This window comes from Pedococcus dokdonensis (genome assembly GCF_900104525.1).
GTDB classification, from domain to species: Bacteria; Actinomycetota; Actinomycetes; order Actinomycetales; family Dermatophilaceae; genus Pedococcus; species Pedococcus dokdonensis.
Genome location: NZ_LT629711.1, coordinates 1,598,425 through 1,622,904, shown reverse-complemented (window position 1 = coordinate 1,622,904; position 24,480 = coordinate 1,598,425). Strand labels below are relative to the sequence as shown.

The window sequence follows — 24,480 nt, the reverse complement described above, 5'->3', positions numbered from 1 at the left end:
GACGGTGGAAGTTTGCGGTCCCACCCGCGAGGATGAGGTCATGACCTCGGGGTACCGGTTGCGCAGCGGTGACGTCGGACCCGTCCAGCAGTCGCCGGTCACCTGCGGGTCGGCCTGTCTCACCGTGGCCCGCATGCTCGTCAACCCGGTCTTCGCCCGCTGGATCACCACGGGGGAGGGACCGCGGGCGGACGCTCCACCGGGGGCCACCGAGAAGGAGCGCTTCGCGGCCTACGAGCGGGTCGTCATGGGCCGCACGAACCGGCTCTTCTCCGGTGGCGGTCGGCTCAACATCCCTTGGCCGCGCTCACTCGGCACGCCGCCCTGGGGAGCCCGCAAGGAGCTCGAGTTCGGCGCCTCCAGGCGCGGCACCGAGTACGAGCTCAGGGTGGTGCGGCAGCTCACCCGCAGCGCCCTGCGCGACGCGCACGCACGGCTGGTCGACGTCGTCGCCGACGGCGAGCCCGCCCTCCTCTACCTCGGCAACGGCGTCCTGCCGCGGCACGTCACCCTCGTGCTCCCCGGCGACGGCGACCGGGTGCTCGACGTCTACGACCCGGCGACCGGCGAGGTCAGCCTCCTCGACGTCGACCGGTTCGCGCGCCGTGAGCTCAAGATCGCCGGCTGGGACGTGCCATGGATCACGGTGCAGCCCAACGGAACTCGCCGGGTTCAGGCCTTCGGCTTCTCCACCGGGATCAGTACAGCGTCGCGCACGTCAGGCGTCTCGGCCTCGGCGTAGTCCACCGTGCCGGTGATCCGGCCGGCCGCCCGCAGGTCGGTCTCGGCCATTCGCACCCGGTCGCCCCACTCGGCCGGACCGGCCAGGACGATCGAGGCGACCTCGGCACGCATGCCGACCTTCGCCTCGGACTTCGCCTTGCGGACCCCGGCCAGCGCCTCACCGACCGCCGCCAGGACGGCTGCGTCGCCGCCCTCGCCAGCCGCCGCGTCGGCCGTGGTCGGCCAGGGAGCCCGGTGCACCGAACCCTCGTGCCACCACGACCAGACCTCCTCGGTGACGTAGGGGAGCATCGGCGCGAAGAGGCGCAGCATCACGTCGAGGGCGATCCGCAGCGCGGCGCGGGCGGACGCGGCCTCGGCGTCGCCCTGCCCACCGTAGGCGCGGTCCTTGACCAGCTCGAGGTAGTCGTCGCAGAAGGTCCAGAAGAAGGTCTCGGTGACCTCGAGCGCCCTGGTGTGGTCCCACGCCTCGAAGCCTGCGGTGGCCTTGGCCACGACGTCGCCGAGCTGGGCGAGCATGGCGCGGTCCAGCGGGTTGACCACCGCGGCCGCCAGGTCGTCCCCCACCTCACCCCTGTGCTGGAGGTCGACCTCGCCGAACGAGAGCGCGAACTTGGTCGCGTTGAGGATCTTGATCGCCAGGCGGCGGCCGACCTTCATCTGCCCGGTGTCGTAGGCCGCGTCCGCGCCGAGCCGACCGCTGGCCGCCCAGTAGCGGACCGCGTCGGTGCTGTGCTCCTTGACGACGTCCTCGGGCGTCACGACGTTGCCCTTGGACTTGCTCATCTTCTTGCGGTCGGGGTCGAGGATCCAGCCGGACAGGGCAGCGTTGTGCCACGGCACCGAACCGAACTCGAAGTGCGCGCGCACCACCGTCGAGAACAGCCAGGTGCGGATGATGTCGTGGCCCTGGGGTCGGACGTCCATCGGGAAGACACCGGCGAAGAGCTCGGGGTCGTCGCGCCAGTGCCCGGCGATCTGGGGCGTCAGAGACGACGTCGCCCAGGTGTCCATGATGTCGGGGTCACCGACGAAGCCACCGGCCTGACCGCGCTGGGACTCGTCGTAACCCTCGGGGGCCTGCGCGGCAGGGTCCACCGGCAGCTGGTCCTCGGTGGGCACGAGCTGCTTGTCCCAGACCGGCTCGCCCTGGTCGTCCAGCGGGTACCAGACCGGGATCGGCACCCCGAAGAAGCGCTGCCGCGAGATCAGCCAGTCGCCGTTCAGACCGCTCACCCAGTTCTCGAACCGGGCCCGCATGAAGGGCGGGTGGAAGTCGACCTGCCGGCCCCGTTCGATCATCTCGGCGTTGAGCTCGGCGTCGCGGCCGCCGTTGCGGATGTACCACTGGCGCGAGGTCACGATCTCGAGCGGCTTCTCTCCGCGCTCGTAGAAGTTGGCCTTGCGCTGGGTGGCCTTGGGCTCCCCGTCGAGGTCGCCGGACTCACGCAGCGCGGCGACGATCGCCTCGCGGGCCGAGAACGTCGTCTTGCCCGCCACCTGCTCGGCGAACAGCTGCTCACCGGCTGTGCCGACCAGCCACTCGGGGGTCTCGGCCTGGATCCGTCCGGAGCGGGTGATGACCGAGCGGGTGGGGAGCTGCAGCTCACGCCACCACAGCACGTCGGTGAGGTCGCCGAAGGTGCAGCACATCGCGATGCCGGCGCCCTTGTCGGGCTCGGCCGCCGGGTGGGCCACCACCGGGATCTCGACCCCGAACAGCGGTGAGCGCACCGTGCTCCCGAACAACGCGGCATACCGCTCGTCGTCGGGGTGGGCGATCAGCGCCACCGCCGATGGGATGAGCTCGGGGCGGGTGGTCTCGATGTGGATCGGGCCGTCGGCGCCGTGGAAGGCGACGCGGTGGTAGGCGCCGGGGTAGTCGCGGGCCTCCAGCTCGGCCTGGGCGACCGCGGTCTGGAAGGTGACGTCCCAGAGGCCGGGGGCCTCGGACTGGTAGGCCTCGCCGCGGGCGAGGTTGCGCAGGAAGGCCTGCTGCGCCGTCGCGCGCGAGTGGTCGTCGATGGTGCGGTAGGAGATGTCCCAGTCGAGGCTGAAGCCCATCCGGCGGAACAGCGACTCGAACGCCTTCTCGTCCTCGACGGTCAGCTCGTCGCAGAGCTCGATGAAGTTCTGCCGCGAGATCGGCAGCGTGTCGGCGGCCTTGAGGCTCTTGGCGTCACCGCGGTGCGGCGGCTCGAACCCCTCGACGTAGGGGAGGGAGGCGTCGCCGCGGACGCCGTAGTAGTTCTGGACCCGCTTCTCGGTGGGCAGGCCGTTGTCGTCCCAACCGATCGGGTAGAACACCTCGAGCCCCTGCATGCGCTTGTAGCGGGCCATGCAGTCGGTGTGCGTGTAGGAGAACACGTGGCCCATGTGCAGCGACCCGGAGGCGGTCGGCGGCGGGGTGTCGATCGAGAAGACCGCCGAGCGCCCACCGGCCAGGCCCTTGGCGCGGTCGAAGGTGTAGGTGCCCTGCTCCCGCCATACCTGCGCCCACTTGTCCTCCAGTCCCTCGATGGAGGGCTTGTCGGGGATCGTGGCGGCGCCGGACGTGGTGGGTGCATCGGTCATGCCGGAAATCTTCCCATCCCCCCACCCGTGGTGACGAACGGGTTGCGGGTGGGCCGCGTGGCTCGGGCCGCGGCCAGCTCCGCGCGACCTCGGCACGCCTGCTGCGCGGAGCTCGACCCGGAAGCGCGACCCGACCCGCGCAGCCCCTAGGGTTGGGCCATGGAGCCCGTGTACACCCCGGTCATCGGGGTCGCCCGCGCGTTGTTCGCCTTCCAGGGGCTCAAGATCACCATGACCGGCACCGAGCACGTGCCGAGGCACGGCGGGGCCGTGCTCGCCATCAACCACACCGGCTACTTCGACTTCACGTATGCCGGGCTGGTGGGTGTCGAGGTCGGCCGGTACGTGCGGTTCATGGCCAAGAAGTCGATCTGGTCGAACCCGGTGGCCGGTCCGTTGATGAGGGGTATGCGCCACATCCCGGTCGACCGGGCCGCGGGGCAGGGGTCGTTCGACGCCGCTCGCCAGGCGCTGCGTGCGGGAGAGCTCGTGGGCGTGTTCCCGGAGGCGACGATCTCCCGGTCGTTCGAGCTCAAGGGGTTCAAGTCCGGAACCGTGCGCCTCGCCCAGGAGGCCGGCGTGCCGGTGCTGCCCACGACCATCTGGGGTTCCCAGCGGATCTGGACCAAGGGGCAGCCGCGTCGGATGGGACGGCACGGCATACCGCTGCTCATCACGGTCGGCCCGCCCATCGTCGTCGCACCGGAGGAGAACGCCGTCCGCGCAACCGCTCGGGTGCGCGACGCCATGCAGGCCCAGCTGCACGCCGACCAGGAGCGCTATCCCACCTGGCCGGCTGCCGAGCGGCACCTGCTGCCGGTGCGGCTCGGCGGCACGGCGCCGACTGTGGAGGAAGCCGAGGAGATGGACCGCGCCGACCGGCGTCGGCGCGCGGGCGGCTGACCCACCCACCGCTGACCGCCGTGGTCGGTCCGAGCCGCTCGGCTCAGTGCTTGCCCTTCGGGTGGCCGTGACCCTTGCCGTGCTTGTCGTGGTGCTTGTCGTGGTGCTTGCCGTGGTGCTTGGACTGGTCCTTCGCCTTGTCCTTGGACTTGCCGTGCCCGGTGGCCTTGCCCTTGCCGTGGTGCTTGCCGTGGCCCTTGGCGTGGTGCTTGCCGTGGTGCTTGAGGTGGCCCTTGCCGTGGCCGGGGTGCTGCGCGCCGTTGCCGTTGCCGGTGTTGCCGCGGCCCTGGGGGCTGCCGTTGCCGAGGGCCTGCCCGTTGCCCTTCCCGGGGCCCTCGCCGTTGCCGGCCGGCACGACCGGGGGACGCGAGGTGGGCGTGGTGGGCGTCGCGGGGTCGGTCGGCGTCGTCGGGTCGGTCGGCGTGGTGGGGTCGGTGGGGTCGGTCGGCGTCTGGTTCTCCGAGCTGGGCTGCTCGAACGAGGCGACGACGATCTGGACGCCGGGGCCCCGCGGGAGCGAGACGGCCTGGTTGCTCGATCCGTCACCGGTGCGCACGTCGGAGGGCACGATGGGGTTGGCCGGCGCGACGCGAGGCCTGGTGGGGGCAGCGGTGCCACCGGGTTCGGTCGACGGCCGGTCGCCCGGCGTCGGCCCGGTGCTGGGCAGGGCGGGTCCGGGCACCACCGGTCCCCCCGCCGTCACGAGGGGCCCCCGGTCGCTGCCGCCGAGGATGCCGTCCAGGGCGACGCTGAGCAGTCCGCTCATGGCAGCCGCGGTGCTGATGCCACCGACGGCGAGCAGCCAGGCCGCAGCGGCGGCCCCGACACGCAGCGGTCGGCTGGGCAGCGTGCGGACGACCTCCGCGGCTGCGGGAGCCGTCGACCCCAGGGTCGGGATGTCGACGGCGGCCGGCTGGGGGAGCGCCACGACGACCGGCGCGCCGACGCCGACCACCCCGGCAGCCGCGGTCGTGGCGACAGCCGTGGTCGGGCGCGCCGGAGCGGGTGCGGCCGCGGGGAACGCCGTGGCGAACAGGGCGGCGACGTGGGGGAGGTCGGCGAGCTCGGCGGGGGTGCCGGGCGCCCGCAGCACGGTGATGAGGCGGTCGAGCGAGACGTCGAGGCGCTGCTGGCCCTGCAGCACGAGGGCCAGCACCGCGCCGGGCGGCAGCCCGGTCAGCCGCGCCACGGCGGCCCGGCCGAGGTTGGCGATCGCCCCCATGGCCAGCACGTCCGCCTCGGCCGATGGGCAGCTGCGCAGCGCGGCGACGGCATCCTGCACCGGGTCGCCGACGCCGTCGGCGGGCACCGTCGCCGGCGCGGAGGCCGGGGTCGCGACGGCCCCAGCGGTCAGGACGGCGGTGCGCGCGGCGCCGACGACCAGCTCGAGCCAGGCGTCGTCATCGGGGGCGCAGAGCGGCAGCTGGGGCAGGACGGCAGCCCAGACGGTGTGCGCGAGCTCGCGGTGGTCGCCCTCGGCAGTCACCTGCAGGTAGCGCAGGAGCACCGGGTTGGTGGCTGCGTGCAGGCGTGCGAAGTCATCCGCGACGCCCCCTTGGGCGCCGAGGAGGTATGTGGCGATTTCCCCCGGCACACCTCCAGTTTGGCCCCGGTTGCGTCCGCCAGGGTCATCCTTTCGGCCAGAGTTGGCGGATTCTTCGCCGCGGCCGTCTCCGACCGTCCCCGCAGGGGCGGCCGGAGCCGGTTCGGCGGGCCCCGCGGGCCCCGTCAGAGCGGGTGCCCGAGGTGAGCCAGGGCCTGCCTGAGGAGCACGCCGTGGCCACCGTCCATCTCCTCGAGGAGGGCTGGGGCGACCGCCTCGTCGGGGGTCAGCCACGCGAGGTCGAGAGCGTCCTGCTGCGGTTGGCAGTCCCCGGCCACCGGCACCACGAACGCGAGCGACACGGCGTGCTGGCGGGGGTCGTGGAAGGGCGTGACGCCCGGCGTGGGGAAGTACTCCGCGACGGTGAACGGCTGGGGGCTGGCCGGGATCTGCGGCAGCGCCATCGGCCCGAGGTCCTTCTCGAGGTGCCGGACCAGGGCGTCGCGGACCCGCTCGTGGTAGAGCACGCGGCCGGAGACGAGCTCGCGGTTGATCGCCCCGTCGGAGGCCCGCAGCAGCAGGCCGACCGCGGTCACGGCGCCGCGTTCGTCGACCCGCACCGGCACCGCGTCCACGTAGAGGATCGGCAGCCGCTCACGGGCCGCGTCGAGCTCCTCGCGGGTCAGCCAGGACTCACTGCGATCGAGCTCGAGGGGACTCATGCCCTCGTTTCTACCAGCCACCCCGACGGCACGCCGTGATCGGGTCCCGGGACAGCGGTGGGGTGGGGTCAGGACCAGTAGACGCGGCCGGGGTTGAGGATGCCGCGGGGGTCGAAGAGCGCCTTGACCGCGCGCTGCCGCTCGAGCTCGCGCTCGCCGAGCTCCTGCGCCAGCCAGGGCGCCTTGAGCGTCCCGACGCCGTGCTCGCCGGTGATCGTGCCGCCCATCGCCAGCGCTGCCGTGACGACCTCGGTGAAGGCCTGGTGCGCCCGTCGTCGGCTGCCCGGGTCAGCGGCATCGAAGAAGATGCTCGGGTGCAGGTTGCCGTCACCCGCGTGCCCGGCCATCACGATCTCGAGCCCGTGCGCGGCGGCGATGCCCTGACCGGTGCGGATCAGGTCGGTCAGTCGCCCGACCGGCACACAGACGTCCTCCAGGTAGCGCGGCCCCTTGGCCTCCAGCGCGGGGCTCAGGGCGCGCCGGCCGGCCAGCAGCAGGTCCGCCTCGGTCGGGTCGTCGGCCACCGCCACCTCGGCGGCGCCCGCATCGGTGAGCAGCGCGGCATACCGCTGCACGTCCTCGCTGGTGTGGTCGGGGCGGTCGGACTGGACGAGCAGGACCGCCTCGCAGTCCCGGGGGAAGCCGTAGTCGGCGAGCGACTGCACCGCTGAGACGGCGGCCCGGTCGAGCAGCTCGACGAGCGACGGGACGTGCCGTTCGCGGCGCAGCGCCACGATGGCGACGGACGCGGCGTCGAGCGAGTCGAAGGTGGCCAGCACGGTCAGGGCCGGGTCCGGTGCGGGCAGCAACCGCGTGGTGACCTCGGTGACCACGCCCAGCGTGCCCTCGGACCCCACGAACAGGCCGGTGAGGTCCAGCCCGGCGACGCCCTTCGCGGTGCGGTGGCCGGTGCGCACGACCTCGCCACCGGGCAGGACGACCTGGAGGGCGCGGACGTAGTCACCGGTCACGCCGTACTTCACGCAGCAGAGCCCGCCCGCATTGGTGGCGACGTTGCCGCCGATGGTGCAGAACGCCGAGCTCGCCGGGTCGGGTGGGTAGAACAGTCCCTCGGCGGCGACGGCGTCCTTGAGTCCCTTGTTCACGACGCCGGGGCCGACCACCGCGAGGCCTTCGAGCGGGTCGATCGTGCTGATCGAGTCCAGCCCCTCGGTGTTGAGGACGACGCCGCCGTCGATCGCCACCGAGCTCCCGGTGAGGCTGCTGCGCGCTCCCTGGGGCACCACCGGGGTGCGTGTCTCGTGCGCCCAGCGCATCACCTCGACCACGTCGCCGAGGTCGCGCGCCCGCACCACCTCGAAGTCGTCCGGAGCGACCGCACCGACCGACTCGTCGACGCCGTAGCCGGCCCTGACGTCAGGATCGGTGACGGTGGGGACGGCCAACGACGTGGGCGTGGTCATCCCTGCAGCGTATGCCGCGGGGCCGGCTCGTCGAGATGGTCGAAGGTCGCGTCGGCGTCGAAGGCCGCCCGGCGGGACGCCCGGCGCAGGGTGCCGAGGACCGCCCGGCCGGTGACGGCGATGAGCACCACGTTGGTGACGGCCCGGCCGATGTCCCACCAGACCGAGGTGGCCAGGGAGAAGATCCCGAAGCGACGCAGGTTCTCCCACGGCGGGGCGCCCGCGACGAACGACAGGTCGCTCTCGAGCCCGTTGGCGAAGGGCCAGAAAGAGAAGTTGAGCGCCAGGCCGTAGAGCAGCCCCGCGACGGCGCCGTAGGCGGCCAGCAGCACGAGCTCCCAGCGCTGCGGGACTCGTGGCAGCAGGCCCGCTCCCAACCCGACCCATGCGGCGCCGAGCATCTGGTAGGGCAGCCAGGGCCCCACCCCGCCGGTGATGAGGGCCGACGCGAACAGCGTCGTCGACCCCAGGACGAACCCGAAGGCCGGACCGAAGACCCGCCCACCGAGGACGAGCAGGAAGAAGACCGTCTCGAGCCCGGCGGTCCCGGCGCCGAGCGGGCGCAGGGCAGCGCCGACAGCGGACAGCACGCCGAGCATCGCGACCGCCTTCACGTCGAGGCCGCCCTCGCTGATCTCGAACAGCACCACCGCCATCAGCAGGGGCAGCAGCAGCGCGAAGACCAGTGTGGCGTCGGCGTTCTGGCCGAGCCTCGAGCCGGTGGTGACGAACAGCGGCCAGAGGAAGGCGAGCAGGCCGGCGACGGAGACGAGGGCGAGCGCCACGGTGGACCGGGGGCGCAGCGCGATGGCGCGGGCGGGGGCGGCCATCACGGCGCTCCGAGGGTGGCGGAGGTGGAGGCGGTGGTCGGCACCTGGTCGAGGCGCACGACCCGGGCCGGGGCGAGCACCTTGGCGACCTGGGGGGCGAACGCCGGTGAGTCGCAGAGCACGTCGGTGGCCGGGCCGTCGGCCACGACGCGCCCCTCGGCCAGCACCACGACGCGGTCGGCCACGGTGGCGGCGAACTCCACGTCGTGGGTCGCGACGGCGAGGGCGGTGCCGGCGGCGGCCAGGTCGCGCAGCAGGTCGGCGAGGGCTTCCTTCGCGGGGTGGTCGAGCCCGCGGGTGGGCTCGTCGAGCAGCAGCGCCCCGGGTGTCGCCGCGAGCTGGACGGCCAGGACCAGGGCCAGCTGCTGCCCCTCCGACAGGTCGCGGGGATGGTGGTCCTCGAGTGTACCGGGGGCGAGCCGGTCGAGGATGGCCCGAGTCGTGCCGCCGGCCGCCGCGGACTCGTGGTCCGACTGGTGGCACTCCGCCCGCACCGAGTCGAGGTAGAGCAGGTCGGGGGCGTTCTGCGGCACCAGCCCGACATGGCTCCGTCGTGCGCGCGGTGACTCCGTGGCGGGGTCGACGCGCTGGTCGCCGGCCGTGCGGACCGTGACCGTGCCGGCGCTGCGGGGGCCACTGCCGTGCAGGGCCCAGAGCAACGAGGACTTGCCGGATCCGTTGCGCCCCATCAGGACCGCGACCTCCCCGTCGCGGACAGCGAGGTCGATGGCGCGCACCGCGGCGACGTCCCCGTGGGTGACCGAGAGCCCCGACGCGACGATGCGCTCGCCTCCGCCGAGCGGGCTCTCACCAGGTGCAACCCGAGCACCCGCGGGGGCGCCCGGGTTGCGGGAGAGGCCGGCCCGCAGGGTCGTGGCAGCGCGCCGGGCCTCGCGGACGGTGAGGGGCAGTGGCTCCCAGCCGGCGAGCCGACCGAGCTGCACCACCGGGGGGGCCAGGGGGGAGGTCGCCATCACCGCACGCGGCGTGCCGTCGAGGACCGAGCCGTCGTCGTGCACCTCGAGCACCCGGTCGGCGAACCCGATGATCCGCTCGAGGCGATGCTCCGACAGCACGACCGTGAGACCGAGGTCGTGGACCAGCCGGGCCAAGGTGGCGAGGACCTCCTCGGCGCCGGTCGGGTCGAGCGCCGAGGTGGGCTCGTCGAGCACGAGCAGGCGTGGGCTGGCGGTCAGGACGGAACCGATCGCGACGCGCTGCTGCTGCCCCCCGGAGAGGTCGCGCAGGGGCGCGTCGCGCAGGTCTGCGATGCCGAGCAGGTCGAGCACCTCCTCGACCCGCCGGCGCATCGCCGCCGGCTCGAGGGCGAGCTGCTCGAGCGTGTAGGCGAGCTCCTCCTCGACGGTGTCGGTGACGAAGCCCGACAGCGGGTCCTGGCGCACCACCCCGACGGTCCCGGCCAGGTCGCGGGGGCGGTGGGTCCGCGTGTCCTGCCCGAAGACGGTCACCCGCCCGCCGAGGTGCCCACCGGTGAAGTGGGGGACGGTGCCGTTGACGGCTCCCAGCAGGGTGGACTTGCCCGAGCCGGTGCGGCCCGTGACGAGGACGAGCTCGCCCTCCTCCAGCCCGAACGACACCGAGCGGAGCGTGGGATGTGCGCTGCCGGCATACCGGATGGTGACGTCGTCGAAGACGACTGGCCTGGGGTCGGTGACCACCGGGGTGGTGTTGACGGTCATGGCGTCGCACCCCGGCGCGGTGCGGGCGGGTCCGGCGCCACGAGGGCGGGCAGCGCGGCCAGGAGGACGCCGAGGACGGCCAGCGTGGGCAGGGCCGGCGCCGCGAGCGGGGAGACGGGGAGCACGAGCGTGCCCGGGGCACGCGTGGACTGGACGACCACGGCGACCGCGGCCAGCAGCCCGGAGCCGGCCACCAGCCACTCGGGGATGGCCCAGGGGTCGGGGCGATAGACGCTGCGCTGCACGCTGCGCCCGCCGACCCGCATCCCGAGGGCCGCCAGCCCGAGGCCGGCGAGCAGCATGGGCAGCCCGATCACGCGCGGTGCGGTGGCGTCGAGCAGGCCGTACATGCCGATGCCTGCGCCGAGCAGCCCGGTGAGGGTCAGTGCGGCGGTCACCCGTCTGGTGCCGTCCGGCTGGGGGGTGCGGCGGCCGTAGCCCCTCGAGTCCATCGCCGACGCCAGTGCGAGCGAGCGGTCGAGGGTGTCCTGGAGCACCGGGAGGGCGACCCGGCCCACCGATCGCAGGCCGGTCCCGCCCTCACCGCGCAGCACCCGGGCCCGCCGCACCCGCTGGACGCTCTCGGCCAGCTGGGGTGCCACCGTGACGGAGATGACCACGGCCGTGCCGATCTCGTGCAGCGAGCTGGGCAGCGCGCGCAGCAGGCGCTTGGGGTTCGCCAGGGCGTTGGCGGCGCCGATGCACGCGATCAGGCTCGCGAGCCGCAGCCCTTCGACGGCAGCGGCCAGCAGGCCCTCGAGGTAGAGCGGTCCGAGCAGGGTGATGCCGGGCAGCTCGACGCTGGGCAGCGTGTAGAGCCGGGTCTCGCCGAGCTTGTAGCCGACCACCACGTGCAGCAGCACGCGCACGACGATGATGAACGCCCCGAGCACGAGGTAGAGCCGGAACGCGCGGGCCCACGGCGAGCTGCCGCGCTTGGCCGCGACGACCATCGCCGCCACCCCCACGGCGAGCAGGAGCAGGAGCGGGTTGGTGGTGCGCGAACAGGCCACGGCCAGCCCGATCGCCCACACCCACCAGGCGACTGGGTGCAGGTGTCGGGTCAGCGGGGTGCCGGCCGTGCGCACGGCTCCCTAGCTCGTGGCCCGGCGACGCACCGCGAGGTATGCCGCGGCGGCACCGACCAGCCCCACCAGGCCGAGGCCGGCCACCAGGGTCGTGGGCGAGCCGGAGCCGGGCGCGTCGCCCTCGGCGGCGGCGACCGGCTGGCTGCCGCTCGTGGTGTCGGCCGACGGGGTGCTGCCGTCGTCGGTGGTCGTCGTCGTGGTCGAGGACGCACCCGGTGCAGTGGTCGACGGGACCGAGCCGGGCTTGGTGACCGAGGCGCCCGCGGTGCTGCCCGCAGAGGTGGATCCGGTGCCCGATCCGGCCGAGGTGGCCGAGCTGCCCGGACGCGCCGGGGTGGAGCTCGACGGCTGCGGTGCCGGCGGCCTGCTCGACGAGGCCGAGGGGCTGGGCTTGGGGCTGGGCTTCGGGGTCGGCTTCGGAGTCGGCTTGGCGGCGATCTTGGCCGGAGGCGCGCTGCTGGGGGCGCCACCGGCCCCGAAGGCGAAGCCGATCACGCTGCCGGGGGCCGGGTCGTAGGAGGCCACACCGGAGGTGCTGTAGGTCCACGAACCACCGCGCGACGCGTGGAAGAAGGCCCAGTACGCGTTGCCGGGAGGCATTCGCTGGCAGGGTTGCGACGGCACGTTGTTGATCTGGCAGACCACCGTGCCGGGGTACTGCGGCGGGCTGGTCACGGTGGCGACCTTCTTGAGCACCGCCATGGCGGAGCTGGAGTCGGTGGCACACAGCGTGCTGCTGCTCGACCCGTAGTCGATCACCACGGTGACGCCGGTGGTGGTGCTGCAGGCCGCCGCCTGGGCGGCCCCGTCCGGGAGGACGAGGCCGCCGGCGACGACCAGGCCGGCGACGGCGAGGAGCCGCGCGAGGACCCGCATCAGGCGTGCACGCCCTTGCGTCGGGCCAGCACGATGGCGCCGACGCCGGCGAGGAGGAGCAGCGTGCCGAGCAGCGACATGGCCGCGACGTCGGCGCCGGTGAAGGCCAGCGAGCCCGGCGTGGCCGACGCGGGGTCGGCCGGGTCGTTCCCGCCACCGGACGGCGTCACCGAGGAGGTGCTCGACGTGGACGTCGCAGGCGACGAGGTGGTGCTCGTCGTGCTGGTGCGGCAGTCGAGCGTCGGAGCGTCGTCCGCCGCGCCGTCGGCGGTCACCGTCAGCAGGGAGTCGCCGGCCAGACCGAGGGAGGCCTGCGGCGTGGCGCGCAGGGCCCGGTCGAGCTCGGCGGTCTTGGTCGGGGCGGCCTTGAGCGCCGCGTAGTCGGCCGAGGTGAAGGCGATCCCGCCACGCAGGGCGGTTGCGAACGAGCAGTCGAACTGCAGGGTCGCGAGGAACGCCTGCGCCCTGGCGAGCTCCGCGTCCAGGCCACCCGCTGCGAAGGCCTGGGCCGCGACACCGGCGGTGTTGGCGTTGTACTGGCCGTCCTGGTTGAGGAACCCGCCGTTGGCGGCCTGGTGCGACGACAGCCAGTCGAGGACGGCGATGGTGGCGGGGTCGTCGGCGCCGAGGAGGCCGACGAGCGCCTGGGCCGCGAAGGCGGTCGCGTCGGTGTCACTGGTGCACGCCGCACCGGCCACGTCGAGGTTGCCGCGGAATCCGCCGTCGGCGCACTGCTGGTCGAGGAGGTAGTCGCCGGCGGCGTCGGGGACCGAGCCGGTCGCCCGGCCCAGCGCGATGATGTCCAGCACCTGGCCGATCGTGTTGGAGTAGTCACCGCTGGGGTTGGTCGCGTCGCCGAAGTTGGACTTGTCCGAGAACCGGCCGGCCGGGGTCAGCAGGCCCTCGAGGCGGGCGACGAGGTCCTGCCCGCCGAAGTCCGTCGGGTCGCCACCCTGGGCGACCACGCCGATGACGAGCTTGCCGAGCGGCCCGGCGTACGTCTCGGCGGTCGGGGAGCCGGCCGGGTCGGGGTAGCCGACGTAGTCATTCACGTGGGCGGCGAGGTAGTCGGTGGTGGCGTCCGCCTGCGCGAGCCCCGCTCCCGCGCCGTCGAGAGCGAGGACCGCGTCGATGGTGTTGCCGCCGTCGAAGAACGTGGAGGCCGGGTAGTTGTAGTGGTCGTCGCGGGCCGCGAGGGTCCGGACGATGAACCCGGCCGCGTAGGCCGCCTGGTCGGAGCTGTCACCCGGCACCAGCGCGGCGCGCAGGCCGGACGCGGAGCCGAACGGCGTCCGCTCCTTCGACGCGGACTCGGCCTTCACGGTGGGCCGCTTCGACCTGGTGGTCGCCGTGGTCGTGCTGCTGGACGACGCCGTGGCCGTGGTGGTGGCCGTGGTGGTGACCGGGCTGGGCGGCTGCGTCGCGGTGGTCGGGTCGGCAGACGTCGTGGGCGCGGTCGTCGTGGCCGCGGTCGTCGGCGACGTCGAGGTCGTCGGCGAGCCCGTGGGCGTCCCGGTCGTGGGGCTCGTGGTGCTCGCGGCCGTGGTGGTGGCGGGGGTGGGCTCGGTCGTGCCGGCGAACGCCGCGCCGGGGACGACCAGGGTGGCTGCCAGGGCCAGGGCGAGGGCAGCGGCCGGTCGGGCGCTGCGGATCGTGCGGTGCATGGTGTCTCTTCACTGCGAACGGTGTCGCGACGGGTGCACCGGCACCAGAACGTGAAAGACCCCCGACGTCGCTCGCGCGACCTCGGGGGGCGGCCTCGGACCTGGTGTCCGGGCTCCGCCCCGCGTACCTCGACGGAAATGGAGCCGCTTCGCGATCCAGGTGTTCCGGCTCACCGCCTCTGGGGCGGCCTACGGTTGCGGGTCAGCGCCGGCATCTGACCGGCTTCCCCTGGTGTCGCGTCGTGGGTGTCGCCCTGGTGCGGGACCCGGGTGGGGACCCCAGGGCAACGCGGCTCAGACTACACCGCCCACGGACCCGCTGACGCCGCGCGCACGTGCCCTTCGTCACGGGCGGCTAGACTGCCTGCCACAGGCGTCGAACCGGCCATCACCGGGGAGCCTCCGGAAGAACGGCAGGGTGACCACACGGCACACGTGCGGACGCCAGGCTCACTAGAACCGGACGGGTGGGTCCGTCACAACCTTGGGCAAGAGCGGTCGTGGCCGCGGGCGTGAGCCTGCGGGACAGGACAAGCGAGGTGGCACCGCGGTGTCGCCGGGAATCCCCGGCGACGTCGTCCTCGTGTGAAGACACGAGTGATGTGAGGACCGCCGAACCATGACCTACCCCAAGGTCTCCAGCGCCAGCCAGCCGCCCGGGACGTCGGGCAGTTCGGGCACCCCGGCTCCTTCGGGCGTGCCCGCCTCGCCGCGCTTCCCGGAGATCGAGGAGCGCATCCTCAGGTACTGGGACGAGGACGGCACCTTCATCGCCTCGGTGGAGAACCGGTCGGCCGGCACGAACGGCGACAACGAGTTCGTCTTCTACGACGGCCCGCCGTTCGCCAACGGGCTGCCGCACTACGGCCACCTGCTCACCGGCTACGTCAAGGACCTGATCCCGCGCTACCAGACGATGCGGGGCCGCCGGGTGGAGCGGCGGTTCGGCTGGGACACCCACGGCCTGCCCGCGGAACTCGAGGCGATGGCCCAGCTCGGCATCAAGACCAAGGACGAGATCCTCGAGATCGGCATCGAGGAGTTCAACGCCAAGTGCCGCGAGTCGGTGCTGCGCTATACCGCGGAGTGGCGCGACTACGTCACCCGCCAGGCCCGCTGGGTCGACTTCGACCACGACTACAAGACGCTCAACCCCGACTACATGGAGTCGGTCATCTGGGCGTTCAAGTCGCTGTACGACAAGGGGCTGATCTACGAGGGCTTCCGCGTCCTGCCCTACTGCTGGAACGACCAGACGCCGCTGTCCAACCACGAGCTCCGGATGGACGACGACGTCTACCAGATGCGCCAGGACCCGGCCGTCACCGTCGGCGTGCGGCTGTCCACAGGCGAGCTGGCGCTGGTCTGGACGACGACGCCCTGGACCCTGCCGTCCAACCTGGCGGTGATGGTCCATCCCGACATCGACTACGTCGTGGTCGAGTCGGACGTGCCGACCGGCCGCACCGAGCGCTACGTGATCGGCGCGGAGCGGCTCCCCACCTACGCCCGCGACCTGTTCGGCGACCCCAAGGCCGATGTCGAGGCACACGTCGTCGAGCGGCTCAAGGGCAAGGACCTGCTCGGCCGCTCCTACACGCCGCCGTTCAGCTACTACGAGGGCCACGAGAACGCCCACCGCGTCGTCGAGGCCGACTTCGTCACGACCTCCGACGGCACCGGGCTGGTGCACAGCGCCGGCGCCTTCGGTGAGGACGACAAGGTGGTCACCGACCGGGAGGGCATCGAGCCGGTGATGCCCGTCGGTCCGGACGGCTGTTTCACCTTCCCGGTGGCGGAGTACGAGGGCATGCTCGTCTTCGACGCGAACCTGCCGATCATCGACCACCTCAAGGCCGCCACGCGCGGGGAGGGTGACCGGGGCGCGGTGACCGAGGGCACCGTGCTGGTGCGTCGCGAGACCTACGACCACTCCTACCCGCACTGCTGGCGGTGCCGGCAGCCGCTGATCTACAAGGCGGTGTCGAGCTGGTTCGTCGAGGTCACCAAGTTCAAGGACCGGATGCTCGAGCTCAACGAGCAGATCGACTGGACCCCCGACCACATCAAGAACGGCCAGTTCGGCAAGTGGCTCGACAACGCCCGTGACTGGTCGATCACCCGCAACCGGTTCTGGGGCAGCCCGGTGCCGGTCTGGCGGTCGGACGACCCGCAGTACCCGCGGATCGACGTCTACGGCTCGTTCGAGGAGCTCGAGCGCGACTTCGGTCGGCTGCCGCGCAGCACCGACGGAGAGGTCGACCTGCACCGGCCGTTCGTCGACCAGCTCACCCGTCCGAACCCGGACGACCCGACCGGCCGGTCCACCATGCGCCGGGTCGAGGACGTCCTCGACGTGTGGTTCGACTCAGGGTCGATGAGCTACGCGCAGGTGCACTACCCGTTCGAGAGCGCCGAGTGGTTCGAGCACCACTTCCCGGCCGACTTCATCGTCGAGTACATCGGGCAGACCCGCGGCTGGTTCTACATGCTGCACATCCTCTCGACGGCGCTCTTCGACCGGCCGGCGTTCAGCTCGGTGATCTGCCACGGGATCGTGCTGGGCTCCGACGGTCAGAAGATGTCGAAGTCGCTGCGCAACTACCCCGACGTGCGCGAGGTGTTCGACCGCGACGGCGCCGACGCGATGCGCTGGTTCCTCATGGGCAGCCCGATCCTGCGCGGTGGCAACCTGATCGTCACGGAGCAGGGGATCCGCGACGGCGTGCGCCAGGTGATCATCCCGCTCTGGAACACCTGGTACTTCTTCTCGTTGTACGCCAACGCTTTCGGTGGTGGAAGCAGCGAGGGTGGCGGCAGCGGCTACGAGGCGAAGTGGTCGACGGCGTCGACCGACCCGCTCGACCGCTACCTGCTGGCCAAGCTGCGCCAGTATGTCGAGACCATGACCACCCAGCTCGACGGTTACGAGGTGGCCTCGGCGTGCGAGACGACGCGCGGCTTCCTCGACGTGCTGACGAACTGGTACGTGCGGCGGTCCCGCGAGCGGTTCTGGGACACCGGGTCCGGCACCGGGTCCGGTGCCGACGAGGCGAGGGGAGCGGGCGGCGCACAGCAGGCGTTCGACACGCTCTACACCGCGCTCGAGGTGCTGTGCCGGGTGACCGCGCCGCTCCTCCCGCTGCTCACGGAGGAGGTATGGCGTGGGCTCACCGGAGGCCGCTCCGTGCACCTCACCGACTGGCCCGAGGCGTCCGACCTGCCGGCCGACGACGCGCTGGTCGCGGCGATGGACCGGGTGCGCGACGTCTGCTCGGTGGCGTCCTCGCTGCGCAAGGCGTCGGGCCTGCGGGTGCGGCTGCCGCTGCAGGACCTCACGGTCGTGGTGCCGGATGCGTTGTCCCTCAAGGACTTCGGTGCCATCGTCGCCGACGAGGTCAATGTCCGCACGGTCACCCTGCGTGACATCAGTGACGCCAGCGAGGCCGACTTCGGCATCTCCCAGCGCCTCACGGTGAACGCGCGGGCAGCCGGTCCACGGCTGGGCCGCGACGTGCAGCTCGCGATCAAGGGCAGCAAGTCGGGAGACTGGTCGGTCGGGCCGGACGGCACGGTCACGGCCGGTGGTCTAGACCTCGTGGAGGGCGAGTACGCCCTGGAGACCGTGGTCGACTCCGACTCGCAGTCCGGGAGCACCGCGACCGCGATGCTGCCCGGAGGTGGCTTCGTCGTCCTCGACACCGAGGTGACGCCAGAGCTGGCGCAGGAAGGGCTGGCCCGCGACATCGTCCGTGCTGTCCAGCAGGCTCGGCGTGACGGTGGGCTCGACGTGTCCGACCGGATCTCGTTGACGGTCACCGGCTCCCAGGCGGTCTGGGAGGCGACGGTGGCCCACCAGACCCTGATCGTCGAGGAGACGCTGGCCGGCCAGTTCGGCTCGGCGCCACAGCTGGATGCGCTGCCCGAGCGCGCCGACGTCGTGAGCGCGACCGTCGGCGACGGCGAAGCGGTCCGCATCAAGGTGATGAGGCTCTGATGGCCCCCAGTGGACGCCCTGACGCCGCCCAGCGCGAGGCCGCGCACAATCTCGAGGTGGTGAAGCGGCTGCGCGAGGTCGAGGAGGCCATCGACGCCCGCGCGCCCGAGACCGACATCGAGCCGTCGCTCGACCAGATCCGTGCCGTGATGGACCTGCTCGGCGACCCCCAGCGCAACTACCCGGTCATCCACCTCACCGGCACCAACGGCAAGACGTCGACGACGCGGATCATCGACTCCCTCCTGCGCGAGGCGGGGCTGAAGACCGGCCGGTTCACCTCTCCGCACCTGCACTCGATGCGCGAGCGGATCACGCTGTCCGGTGAGCCGATCAGCCCGGAGAAGTTCATCGCCGCCTACGACGAGGTGCTGCCGTTCGTCGAGATCGTCGACGCCCAGTCGGCCGAGGCCGGCCGGCCGCGGATGAACTACTTCCAGATGCTCGTGGCCATCGCGTATGCCGCGTTCGCCGACGCCCCGGTGGACGTCGCCGTCGTCGAGGTCGGGCTGGGCGGGGCCTGGGACGCGACCAACGTCGCGGACGGCCAGGTCGCCGTGGTGACCCCGGTGAGCCTCGACCACACCCGGATGCTCGGCGACACCGTGGAGCAGATCGCCGACGAGAAGTCGGGGATCATCAAGTCTGACGCGCTGGCCGTGATCGGCGTGCAGGAGCCCGAGGTCACCGAGATCATGGCCGAACGGGCCGAGTCCGTCGGCGCGCGGATCGCGCTGGAGGGCAACGACTTCGGCCTGCTGACCCGGGACGTCGCCGTCGGCGGGCAGCAGATCTCGGTCCGCGGCCTCGGCGGCGACTACGAGGACCTCCTGCTGCCGCTGCACGGCGCCCACCAGGCGCACAACGCGGTGCTGGCGATCGCCGCCGTCGAGGCGTTCCTCGGTGGTGGGGAGCAGCGCCTCGACCCCGACCTGGTGCGCGCGGGCATCGGGTCGGTCACCTCGCCCGGCCGGCTGGAGATCGTCCGTCGTTCGCCCACCGTGCTCGTCGACGCCGCCCACAACCCGGGCGGGGCGATCGCGCTGCGGGCCGCGCTCGAGGACTCGTTCAACTTCGCCCGCATCGTCGGTGTCGTCGCGATCCTCAAGGACAAGGACGCCACCGAGATGCTCGAGATCCTCGAGCCGGTGCTCGACCACGTCGTGGTGTCACGGACCACCTCGCCGCGCGCGATGCGGCCCGACGAGCTCGGTGAGCTGGCGGCGGAGATCTTCGGCGAGGACCGCGTCACGGTGGTCCAGGACCTCCCCGACGCGCTCGACACGGCCGCCGGGCTCGCCGACGAGGGAGGGGTCGGCGGAGGAGTCGTCGCCACCGGCTCGGTCACCACGGCCGCCGAGGTGCGGATGCTCCTCGGCACCACCGACGTCTGACCCAGCCGCACGGCATACCCTCGACCCATGGGAAAGGTGATCGTCCTCGTGCTCGTGGTGGCCGTCGCGTTCTGGCTGCTCACGAGGTTCCGCGACTCGGGGCGGGGCGGTCGATGAGGGGGATCGTCTTCTACGGCTCGCTCGGCAAGTTCACCTGGCGGATGCTGGCCACCGTGCTGGCCAGCCAGGGCGTGGTGGTGTTCCTCGGGGCACTGGTCGCGCGCGGGATCGCCAGCGCCGAGGGTGACGACCGCAGCCACGCCTGGCTGTGGACCGGCGTGGGCCTGGCCGTGCTGTGCTTCCTGGCCGCCGGAGCGATGCGTCGGCCCTGGGGGGTCACCCTCGGGTGGCTGATCCAGGTGCTCACCTTCGTCAGCGCCGTGGTCGTCCCCGCCATGATCGGCGTGGGGGTCATCTTCCTGGCGCTGTGGGTCGGCTCGCTGGTGCTGTGTCGCCGGGTCGAGGACCAGGTCGCGGCCCGGCAGCGCGCCGACGCCGCGTCCGGGTAGCCAGGGCGACGAGGGGCAGCCGGGCCCACCGCGCAAGGACCGGGTCGGCTGCCGTCGCTCGTCGCACACGGTGACGCTGGCGCCCGGGCTGCTGGGTAGGCTGCCCGTCGTGACGACTCAGACCGAACGTTCCCTTGTCCTGGTCAAGCCCGACGGGTTCGCCCGCGGCCTCTCCGGCGAGGTCCTGCGCCGCATCGAGGCGAAGGGCTACACGCTCGCGGCCCTCGCCGTGACCACCCCCACCCGCGAGCAGCTCGCCGAGCACTACGCCGAGCACGAGGGCAAGCCGTTCTACGAGCCGCTGGTCGAGTTCATGTCGAGCGGACCGGTCACCGCGGTCGTCATCGAGGGCAACCGCTGCATCGAGGGGTTCCGGGCGCTGGCCGGCGCGACCGACCCGACGGCAGCGCTGCCCGGCACGATCCGCGGCGACCTCGGCCGTGACTGGGGCAAGAAGGTGCAGGAGAACATCGTGCACGGCTCCGACTCCCCGGAGTCGGCGGCGCGCGAGATCGCGATCTGGTTCCCGAACCTCTGACCCAGCGGCAGACCGCCCGAGCCCGGGGAGCTAGGTCGTCTCCAGGTCGTCGAGGCTGCTGATCACCACTTCGAGGAGCGCGGCCAGCTGGCCGCGCTCCTTGCGGGTCAGGCCCGCAAGGACGTCGGACTCGACCACGTTGGCCTCGCGCACGGCGGCCCCGAACAGCTCCCAGCCCTGGTCGGTGAGCTCCACGAGCACGCGGGTGCGGTTGTCGGGGTCGGGGGAGCGGCGCACCAGACCGCGCTCGGTCATCTTGTCGAGCCGGTGCGTCATCGACGACGCCGCGACGTTGCTGGCGTCGGCGAGCCGGCTCGGGGTCATCGGCGTGCCGTCGGCCGTCGCGAGCTGGGCCACGACGGACCACTCACCGTGGGAGAGGTCGAGGTCGACGAGCTGGCGGGTGTACCACTGCTCGAGCTTGCGGCTCATCGAGTTCACAGCGGTGATGACCCGCTGCACGGACTCGTCGCCGCCCGCTGCGACGTAGGTCGCAACAGCTTCCTGGTACTGCTCCTTGGCGCTCTGCGCTCGCTTGCCCCGGGGCGGCATGCGGTCATCTTGGCACGCCAGGGCTTCGGCGGATAAGTCTTCGCGCGAGAAGTCTTCGACTGCTAAGATTTCGAAATCGAAATATTCGGACTCGAAGAACCGTTGGACTCCCCATGCGCGCCCGCCTCCTCATCCTCGCCTCCGCCGTTGCCATGCTCGGCTGGGGCACCGTCCTGCCCTACCAGTACGCCTACGCCGCCACCACCCGTGGCTGGGGTTCGCTCGTCGCGGCCGCCGCGTCGAGCCTGTTCTCGGTCGGAGCGCTGCTCGCCGCCCCTGTCGGTGGGCGGCTGGCCGACCGTGTCTCGCCGGTCGCCGTCGCCGTCGGCGCCAAGGTCGTGGCCGCGGGTGGCGCCGCCTCGTTGATCTGGGCTGGCGGGCCGGTGTCGTTCCTCGTCGGCATGTTCGTGTTCGGCCTGGGCATCACCGCAGCCGGGCCGGCGCAGTCCGTCCTGGTGCTGCGCTGGGTCGGCGGAGCTGACCGGCGCCGGGTCTTCGCGTGGCAGTTCACCGGACAGGCGCTCGGCATGGCGGTCGGCGCGTTCGCGGCCGGCTATGTCGTCGACCTCGACCGAAGCACCGGCATGTGGCCCGCCTTCGCGGCCGCCGCTGCGGGCTTCCTGGTCTCCGGCGTCCTCCTCGTCGCCGCCGGCGCACGGCGCTGGGGTGTGCCGGTCGGCTCGGTCGACGAGCCCGGCGGCAGCGCCCAGGGCCTCGGGTCGACCAGCCCGCGTGCCGCGCTGCGGGCGATCTGGGCGGTCCCGGCGCTGCGCTGGACCGCCCTGATCACGGTGACCTTGGCGCTGGGGTTCTACGCGCAGTTCGAGTCCGGCCTGCCGGCCTACGCCCTGACCGTGCTGCACGTGCAGGAGACCACGATCGGCCTCGCGGCTGCGGTCAACTGCGTCGTCATCATCGCCCTGCAGATGCTCGTCGTCCGGCTCACCGCGCAGCGCAGCGCGGCCACCCTCCTCATGGGGGTGGGTGCGATCTGGACCCTGTCCTGGCTGGTGCTGGCCGCCGCCTCGCTCGCCCCGGAGCTGTCGGCCGCGCTGTTCGTCACGACGTTCGGGATCTTCGCCGTCGGCGAGACGATGTACGCCCCCGTGCTCAACCCGCTGACCGCCAGCCTGGCGCCCTCGGGGCTGGTCGGCACCACGCTCGGGATGTTCACGGCGCTGCAGACCGGCTTCTCCGCCGTCGGCCCGCTGGTGGCCGGGGTCATCCTCGGCGCCGGCCTGGGGAACGCCTTCATCGGCCTCCACGTGGTGATCAGCCTGGTCGCCGTCCTGGCGGCCTGGCGGCTGCGAGCGGCGATGCGCCGACCCGCGGACCTGCCCACACGGCATACCCCCGAGCCGGCCCGGCCGGCCGCCCTGGCCGCCTGACCCGCGGGTCGTTGAGCGCTCCGACGGGCCCGGACCCCCGGATCGCTCGAGGACGGCGGCTGGTCGTGGTCATCCGTCACTCCAGTCACACCAGCACCAGTTGGGGACCGGGCCGGGCGCGGCTCCCCGAAACCACCTTGGAGCCGACCTAGCATCGCGGCGTGACGAGCGGGCGGCGCGGCTGGATGTCGGTGGGCAGGGACCTGGCCATCGACCTCGGCACCGCCAACACCCTGGTCTACGAACGCGGTCGCGGCGTCGTGCTCGACGAGCCGTCCGTCGTCGCGGTCGAGGCCGGCACGGGTCGGCTGGTCGCCGCGGGAGCGCGCGCCAAGGAGATGCTGGGACGCACGCCCGGGCACGTGCGGGCCGTGCGTCCGCTGGCCGACGGCGTGATCTCCGACGCCGACGTGACCGAGCAGATGCTGAGGTTCTTCGTCGACCAGGTCCGCCCGTCCCGGCTGGTCCGGCCGCGGATGGTGGTGTGCGTCCCGAGCGAGGTCACCGGGGTGGAGCGGCGCGCCCTCGAGGACGCGGCGGTGCGCTCGGGCGCGCGCCGGGTCTACGTCATCGAGGAGCCGATGGCCGCCGCGATCGGGGCCGACCTGCCGGTCAACGAGACCTCGGCGTCGATGGTCGTCGACATCGGGGGCGGCACCACCGACGTGGCGGTGATCAGCCTCGGCGGCATCGTCACAGCCCGGTCGGTGCGGGTCGGCGGGGACGAGATCGACGAGGCCGTGATCGCGCACGTCAAGAGCGAGTACTCGTTGCTGCTGGGGGAGCGCAGCGCCGAGGACATCAAGGTGGCGGCCGGCTCGGCCTTCCCGCTGGCCGAGGAGACCAGCACGCGGGTGCGTGGGCGCGACCTGGTGACCGGCCTGCCCAAGACCGTGACGATCACCAGCCAGGAGGTCCGCCGCGCCATCGAGGGCCCGGTGCTCCAGATCGTCGACCTGGTGCGGGCGACCCTCGACGTCTGCCCGCCCGAGCTGGCCGGCGACATCCTCGACAACGGCGTGACCCTCACCGGCGGAGGCGCGCTCCTGCGCGGGCTCGACGAACGGCTCCGCCACGAGCTCGGCGTGCCCGTGCGCGTCGCGGACGACCCGTTGCGGGCCGTCGTCCGGGGTTCGGGCCGGTGCGTGGAGGAGTTCTCGACGCTGGAGCGGGTGCTCATCGACACCCGCCGGTTCTGATCGGCGGGTGACCGATGCGGTCCGCCTCCCGCCGTCGGCTGCTGGTGGTGCTGCTGGCCCTGACCGCCGTGCTGATCGGGCTCGACGTCGCCGGGGCCCCCGGGGCGGCGCAGCTGCGAGCGGCGGGAGGTGCGGCGTTCGGGCCGCTCGAGCGGTTCCTCGCGCCCGCGGTCGACCGCGACGGCATCGACGACTCCGGCGCGCGCACCGGCGTGCTGCGCGACCAGCTCGCCTCCCAGACCCGCGAGGGCGCCGCGCTGGCGCGGCTCACCGGTGCCCCCGACCTCGCGGGCAGCACCTTCCTGCCGGCCCGGGTGGTCGGGGTGGGTCGCCAGGGCGCTGCGGGACCCGAACGCGTGACCCTCGACGTCGGCTCCAAGGACGGGGTGCGGGCCGACCTGTCGGTCGTCGCGGCTGACGGCCTGGTCGGGCGGGTCGTCGAGGTCTCACCGTGGACCTGTGACGTCCAGCTGCTGGGCAGCGCCGACGTGGTGGTCGGGGTGCGGGTCGGCGCGGCGGGCGCGCTGGGCTCCGTCGGCAGCGGGGCCAGGGGCCCGCAGCACCGCCCGGCGGGCCAGCTCAACCTCACCGTCGTCGAGCGCGGCTCGGTGACGGTCGGCGACCCGGTCACCACGCTGGGCAGCGTCGGGGGCTCGCCGTTCCCGGCCGGGTTGCGGGTCGGCACGGTGCAGGACGTCGACACCGCACCCGGTGGGCTCACCCCGACCGCCGCGGTGCGCCCGGCGGTCGACCTCGCCACGCTCGACGTCGTCGGCGTCCTCCTGCACGGCCCGCGAAGCACCCCCCGGACGCCTGCGACCGGGCAGGGGTGAGC

19 protein-coding genes and 1 riboswitch are annotated in these 24,480 nt (G+C 72.8%); of the genes, 9 read left to right on the top strand and 10 right to left on the bottom strand.

What is annotated here, in order from left to right; all coding sequences use genetic code 11:
• Positions 1-40: 40 nt before the first annotated feature.
• A complete protein-coding gene (locus BLQ34_RS07780) occupies positions 41-742 on the top strand; it encodes a hypothetical protein (protein WP_231961496.1) in 702 nt (233 codons plus the stop codon).
• Here BLQ34_RS07780 and valS read toward each other — a convergent pair.
• The gene (valS, locus tag BLQ34_RS07775) at positions 673-3,318 is read right to left on the bottom strand and encodes a valine--tRNA ligase (RefSeq protein WP_091783742.1); all 2,646 of its coding nucleotides are present in this window, start codon (positions 3,316-3,318) and stop codon (positions 673-675) included. The two genes, BLQ34_RS07780 and valS, sit on opposite strands and share 70 nt — an antisense overlap.
• Positions 3,319-3,477: 159 nt before the next feature.
• Here valS and BLQ34_RS07770 point away from each other — a divergent pair, with 159 nt between their 5' ends.
• Positions 3,478-4,221, top strand: a complete 744-nt coding sequence (locus BLQ34_RS07770) for a lysophospholipid acyltransferase family protein (protein ID WP_091783739.1) — start codon at positions 3,478-3,480, stop codon at positions 4,219-4,221.
• 43 nt (positions 4,222-4,264) lie between these two features.
• Here the strand turns inward: BLQ34_RS07770 and BLQ34_RS07765 are convergent, their stop codons facing one another.
• The 8 genes from BLQ34_RS07765 to BLQ34_RS07730 all read right to left on the bottom strand — a co-directional run bounded on the left by BLQ34_RS07765 (position 4,265) and on the right by BLQ34_RS07730 (position 14,068).
• Entirely contained in the window at positions 4,265-5,815 is a 1,551-nt protein-coding gene (locus tag BLQ34_RS07765) for an RNA polymerase sigma factor (RefSeq protein ID WP_091783736.1), read from the bottom strand.
• 134 nt (positions 5,816-5,949) lie between these two features.
• Entirely contained in the window at positions 5,950-6,486 is a 537-nt protein-coding gene (locus tag BLQ34_RS07760) for an NUDIX hydrolase family protein (RefSeq protein ID WP_091783732.1), read from the bottom strand.
• A gap of 68 nt (positions 6,487-6,554) precedes the next feature.
• Positions 6,555-7,910, bottom strand: a complete 1,356-nt coding sequence (locus BLQ34_RS07755) for an FAD-binding oxidoreductase (protein ID WP_091783730.1) — start codon at positions 7,908-7,910, stop codon at positions 6,555-6,557.
• Positions 7,907-8,740, bottom strand: coding sequence for an ECF transporter S component (locus BLQ34_RS07750; protein WP_091789532.1), 834 nt, complete (start codon positions 8,738-8,740; stop codon positions 7,907-7,909). Before BLQ34_RS07750 ends, BLQ34_RS07755 begins: the two co-directional genes overlap by 4 nt.
• Entirely contained in the window at positions 8,740-10,440 is a 1,701-nt protein-coding gene (locus tag BLQ34_RS07745) for an ABC transporter ATP-binding protein (protein WP_091783727.1), read from the bottom strand. Before BLQ34_RS07745 ends, BLQ34_RS07750 begins: the two co-directional genes overlap by 1 nt.
• A complete protein-coding gene (locus BLQ34_RS07740) occupies positions 10,437-11,528 on the bottom strand; it encodes an energy-coupling factor transporter transmembrane component T (protein ID WP_231961495.1) in 1,092 nt (363 codons plus the stop codon). Before BLQ34_RS07740 ends, BLQ34_RS07745 begins: the two co-directional genes overlap by 4 nt.
• Before the next feature lie 6 nt (positions 11,529-11,534).
• Positions 11,535-12,404 carry a hypothetical protein gene (locus BLQ34_RS07735; protein WP_091783724.1) on the bottom strand — a complete coding sequence of 290 codons (870 nt, stop codon included), beginning with the start codon at positions 12,402-12,404 and terminating at the stop codon, positions 11,535-11,537.
• Complete coding sequence (locus BLQ34_RS07730; protein WP_157692935.1) at positions 12,404-14,068, bottom strand: prenyltransferase/squalene oxidase repeat-containing protein; 1,665 nt, start codon at positions 14,066-14,068, stop codon at positions 12,404-12,406. Before BLQ34_RS07730 ends, BLQ34_RS07735 begins: the two co-directional genes overlap by 1 nt.
• 103 nt (positions 14,069-14,171) lie before the next feature.
• Positions 14,172-14,297, bottom strand: a riboswitch (cobalamin riboswitch).
• Between the two features lie 390 nt (positions 14,298-14,687).
• Here BLQ34_RS07730 and ileS point away from each other — a divergent pair.
• The 4 genes from ileS to ndk all read left to right on the top strand — a co-directional run bounded on the left by ileS (position 14,688) and on the right by ndk (position 20,506).
• The gene (ileS, locus tag BLQ34_RS07720; protein WP_091783716.1) at positions 14,688-18,065 is read left to right on the top strand and encodes an isoleucine--tRNA ligase; all 3,378 of its coding nucleotides are present in this window, start codon (positions 14,688-14,690) and stop codon (positions 18,063-18,065) included.
• The gene (locus BLQ34_RS07715) at positions 18,065-19,459 is read left to right on the top strand and encodes a bifunctional folylpolyglutamate synthase/dihydrofolate synthase (RefSeq protein ID WP_091783714.1); all 1,395 of its coding nucleotides are present in this window, start codon (positions 18,065-18,067) and stop codon (positions 19,457-19,459) included. Before ileS ends, BLQ34_RS07715 begins: the two co-directional genes overlap by 1 nt.
• A 113-nt stretch (positions 19,460-19,572) precedes the next feature.
• Positions 19,573-19,968 carry a DUF4233 domain-containing protein gene (locus BLQ34_RS07710; RefSeq protein ID WP_091783711.1) on the top strand — a complete coding sequence of 132 codons (396 nt, stop codon included), beginning with the start codon at positions 19,573-19,575 and terminating at the stop codon, positions 19,966-19,968.
• Between the two features lie 109 nt (positions 19,969-20,077).
• Complete coding sequence (gene ndk, locus BLQ34_RS07705; protein ID WP_091789525.1) at positions 20,078-20,506, top strand: nucleoside-diphosphate kinase; 429 nt, start codon at positions 20,078-20,080, stop codon at positions 20,504-20,506.
• 30 nt (positions 20,507-20,536) lie between these two features.
• On the opposite strand, the gene BLQ34_RS07700 is transcribed toward ndk, so the two are convergent.
• Positions 20,537-21,058, bottom strand: a complete 522-nt coding sequence (locus BLQ34_RS07700; RefSeq protein ID WP_091783708.1) for a MarR family winged helix-turn-helix transcriptional regulator — start codon at positions 21,056-21,058, stop codon at positions 20,537-20,539.
• A gap of 113 nt (positions 21,059-21,171) precedes the next feature.
• Here BLQ34_RS07700 and BLQ34_RS07695 point away from each other — a divergent pair, with 113 nt between their 5' ends.
• The 3 genes from BLQ34_RS07695 (at position 21,172) to mreC (ending at position 24,478) form a co-directional block, all read left to right on the top strand.
• Positions 21,172-22,446 carry an MFS transporter gene (locus BLQ34_RS07695; RefSeq protein WP_091783705.1) on the top strand — a complete coding sequence of 425 codons (1,275 nt, stop codon included), beginning with the start codon at positions 21,172-21,174 and terminating at the stop codon, positions 22,444-22,446.
• Positions 22,447-22,631: 185 nt separating this feature from the next.
• Positions 22,632-23,645, top strand: a complete 1,014-nt coding sequence (gene mreB, locus BLQ34_RS07690) for a rod shape-determining protein (RefSeq protein ID WP_091783702.1) — start codon at positions 22,632-22,634, stop codon at positions 23,643-23,645.
• A gap of 14 nt (positions 23,646-23,659) precedes the next feature.
• The gene (mreC, locus tag BLQ34_RS07685; RefSeq protein ID WP_091783699.1) at positions 23,660-24,478 is read left to right on the top strand and encodes a rod shape-determining protein MreC; all 819 of its coding nucleotides are present in this window, start codon (positions 23,660-23,662) and stop codon (positions 24,476-24,478) included.
• The last annotated feature ends 2 nt before the right edge of the window (positions 24,479-24,480 follow it).

Bases quoted from the DNA above. Each gene is read 5' to 3' on its own strand.
- BLQ34_RS07755 (WP_091783730.1), bottom strand. From the start codon at position 7,910: ATGACCACGCCCACGTCGTTGGCCGTCCCCACCGTCACCGATCCTGAC.
- BLQ34_RS07770 (WP_091783739.1), top strand. From the start codon at position 3,478: ATGGAGCCCGTGTACACCCCGGTCATCGGGGTCGCCCGCGCGTTGTTC.
- BLQ34_RS07735 (WP_091783724.1), bottom strand. From the start codon at position 12,404: ATGCGGGTCCTCGCGCGGCTCCTCGCCGTCGCCGGCCTGGTCGTCGCC.
- mreB (WP_091783702.1), top strand. From the start codon at position 22,632: ATGTCGGTGGGCAGGGACCTGGCCATCGACCTCGGCACCGCCAACACC.
- valS (WP_091783742.1), bottom strand. From the start codon at position 3,318: ATGACCGATGCACCCACCACGTCCGGCGCCGCCACGATCCCCGACAAG.
- mreC (WP_091783699.1), top strand. From the start codon at position 23,660: ATGCGGTCCGCCTCCCGCCGTCGGCTGCTGGTGGTGCTGCTGGCCCTG.
- BLQ34_RS07695 (WP_091783705.1), top strand. From the start codon at position 21,172: ATGCGCGCCCGCCTCCTCATCCTCGCCTCCGCCGTTGCCATGCTCGGC.
- BLQ34_RS07780 (WP_231961496.1), top strand. From the start codon at position 41: ATGACCTCGGGGTACCGGTTGCGCAGCGGTGACGTCGGACCCGTCCAG.
- BLQ34_RS07750 (WP_091789532.1), bottom strand. From the start codon at position 8,740: ATGGCCGCCCCCGCCCGCGCCATCGCGCTGCGCCCCCGGTCCACCGTG.
- BLQ34_RS07745 (WP_091783727.1), bottom strand. From the start codon at position 10,440: ATGACCGTCAACACCACCCCGGTGGTCACCGACCCCAGGCCAGTCGTC.
- BLQ34_RS07715 (WP_091783714.1), top strand. From the start codon at position 18,065: ATGGCCCCCAGTGGACGCCCTGACGCCGCCCAGCGCGAGGCCGCGCAC.
- BLQ34_RS07700 (WP_091783708.1), bottom strand. From the start codon at position 21,058: ATGCCGCCCCGGGGCAAGCGAGCGCAGAGCGCCAAGGAGCAGTACCAG.
- ileS (WP_091783716.1), top strand. From the start codon at position 14,688: ATGACCTACCCCAAGGTCTCCAGCGCCAGCCAGCCGCCCGGGACGTCG.
- BLQ34_RS07760 (WP_091783732.1), bottom strand. From the start codon at position 6,486: ATGAGTCCCCTCGAGCTCGATCGCAGTGAGTCCTGGCTGACCCGCGAG.
- BLQ34_RS07710 (WP_091783711.1), top strand. From the start codon at position 19,573: ATGAGGGGGATCGTCTTCTACGGCTCGCTCGGCAAGTTCACCTGGCGG.
- BLQ34_RS07730 (WP_157692935.1), bottom strand. From the start codon at position 14,068: ATGCACCGCACGATCCGCAGCGCCCGACCGGCCGCTGCCCTCGCCCTG.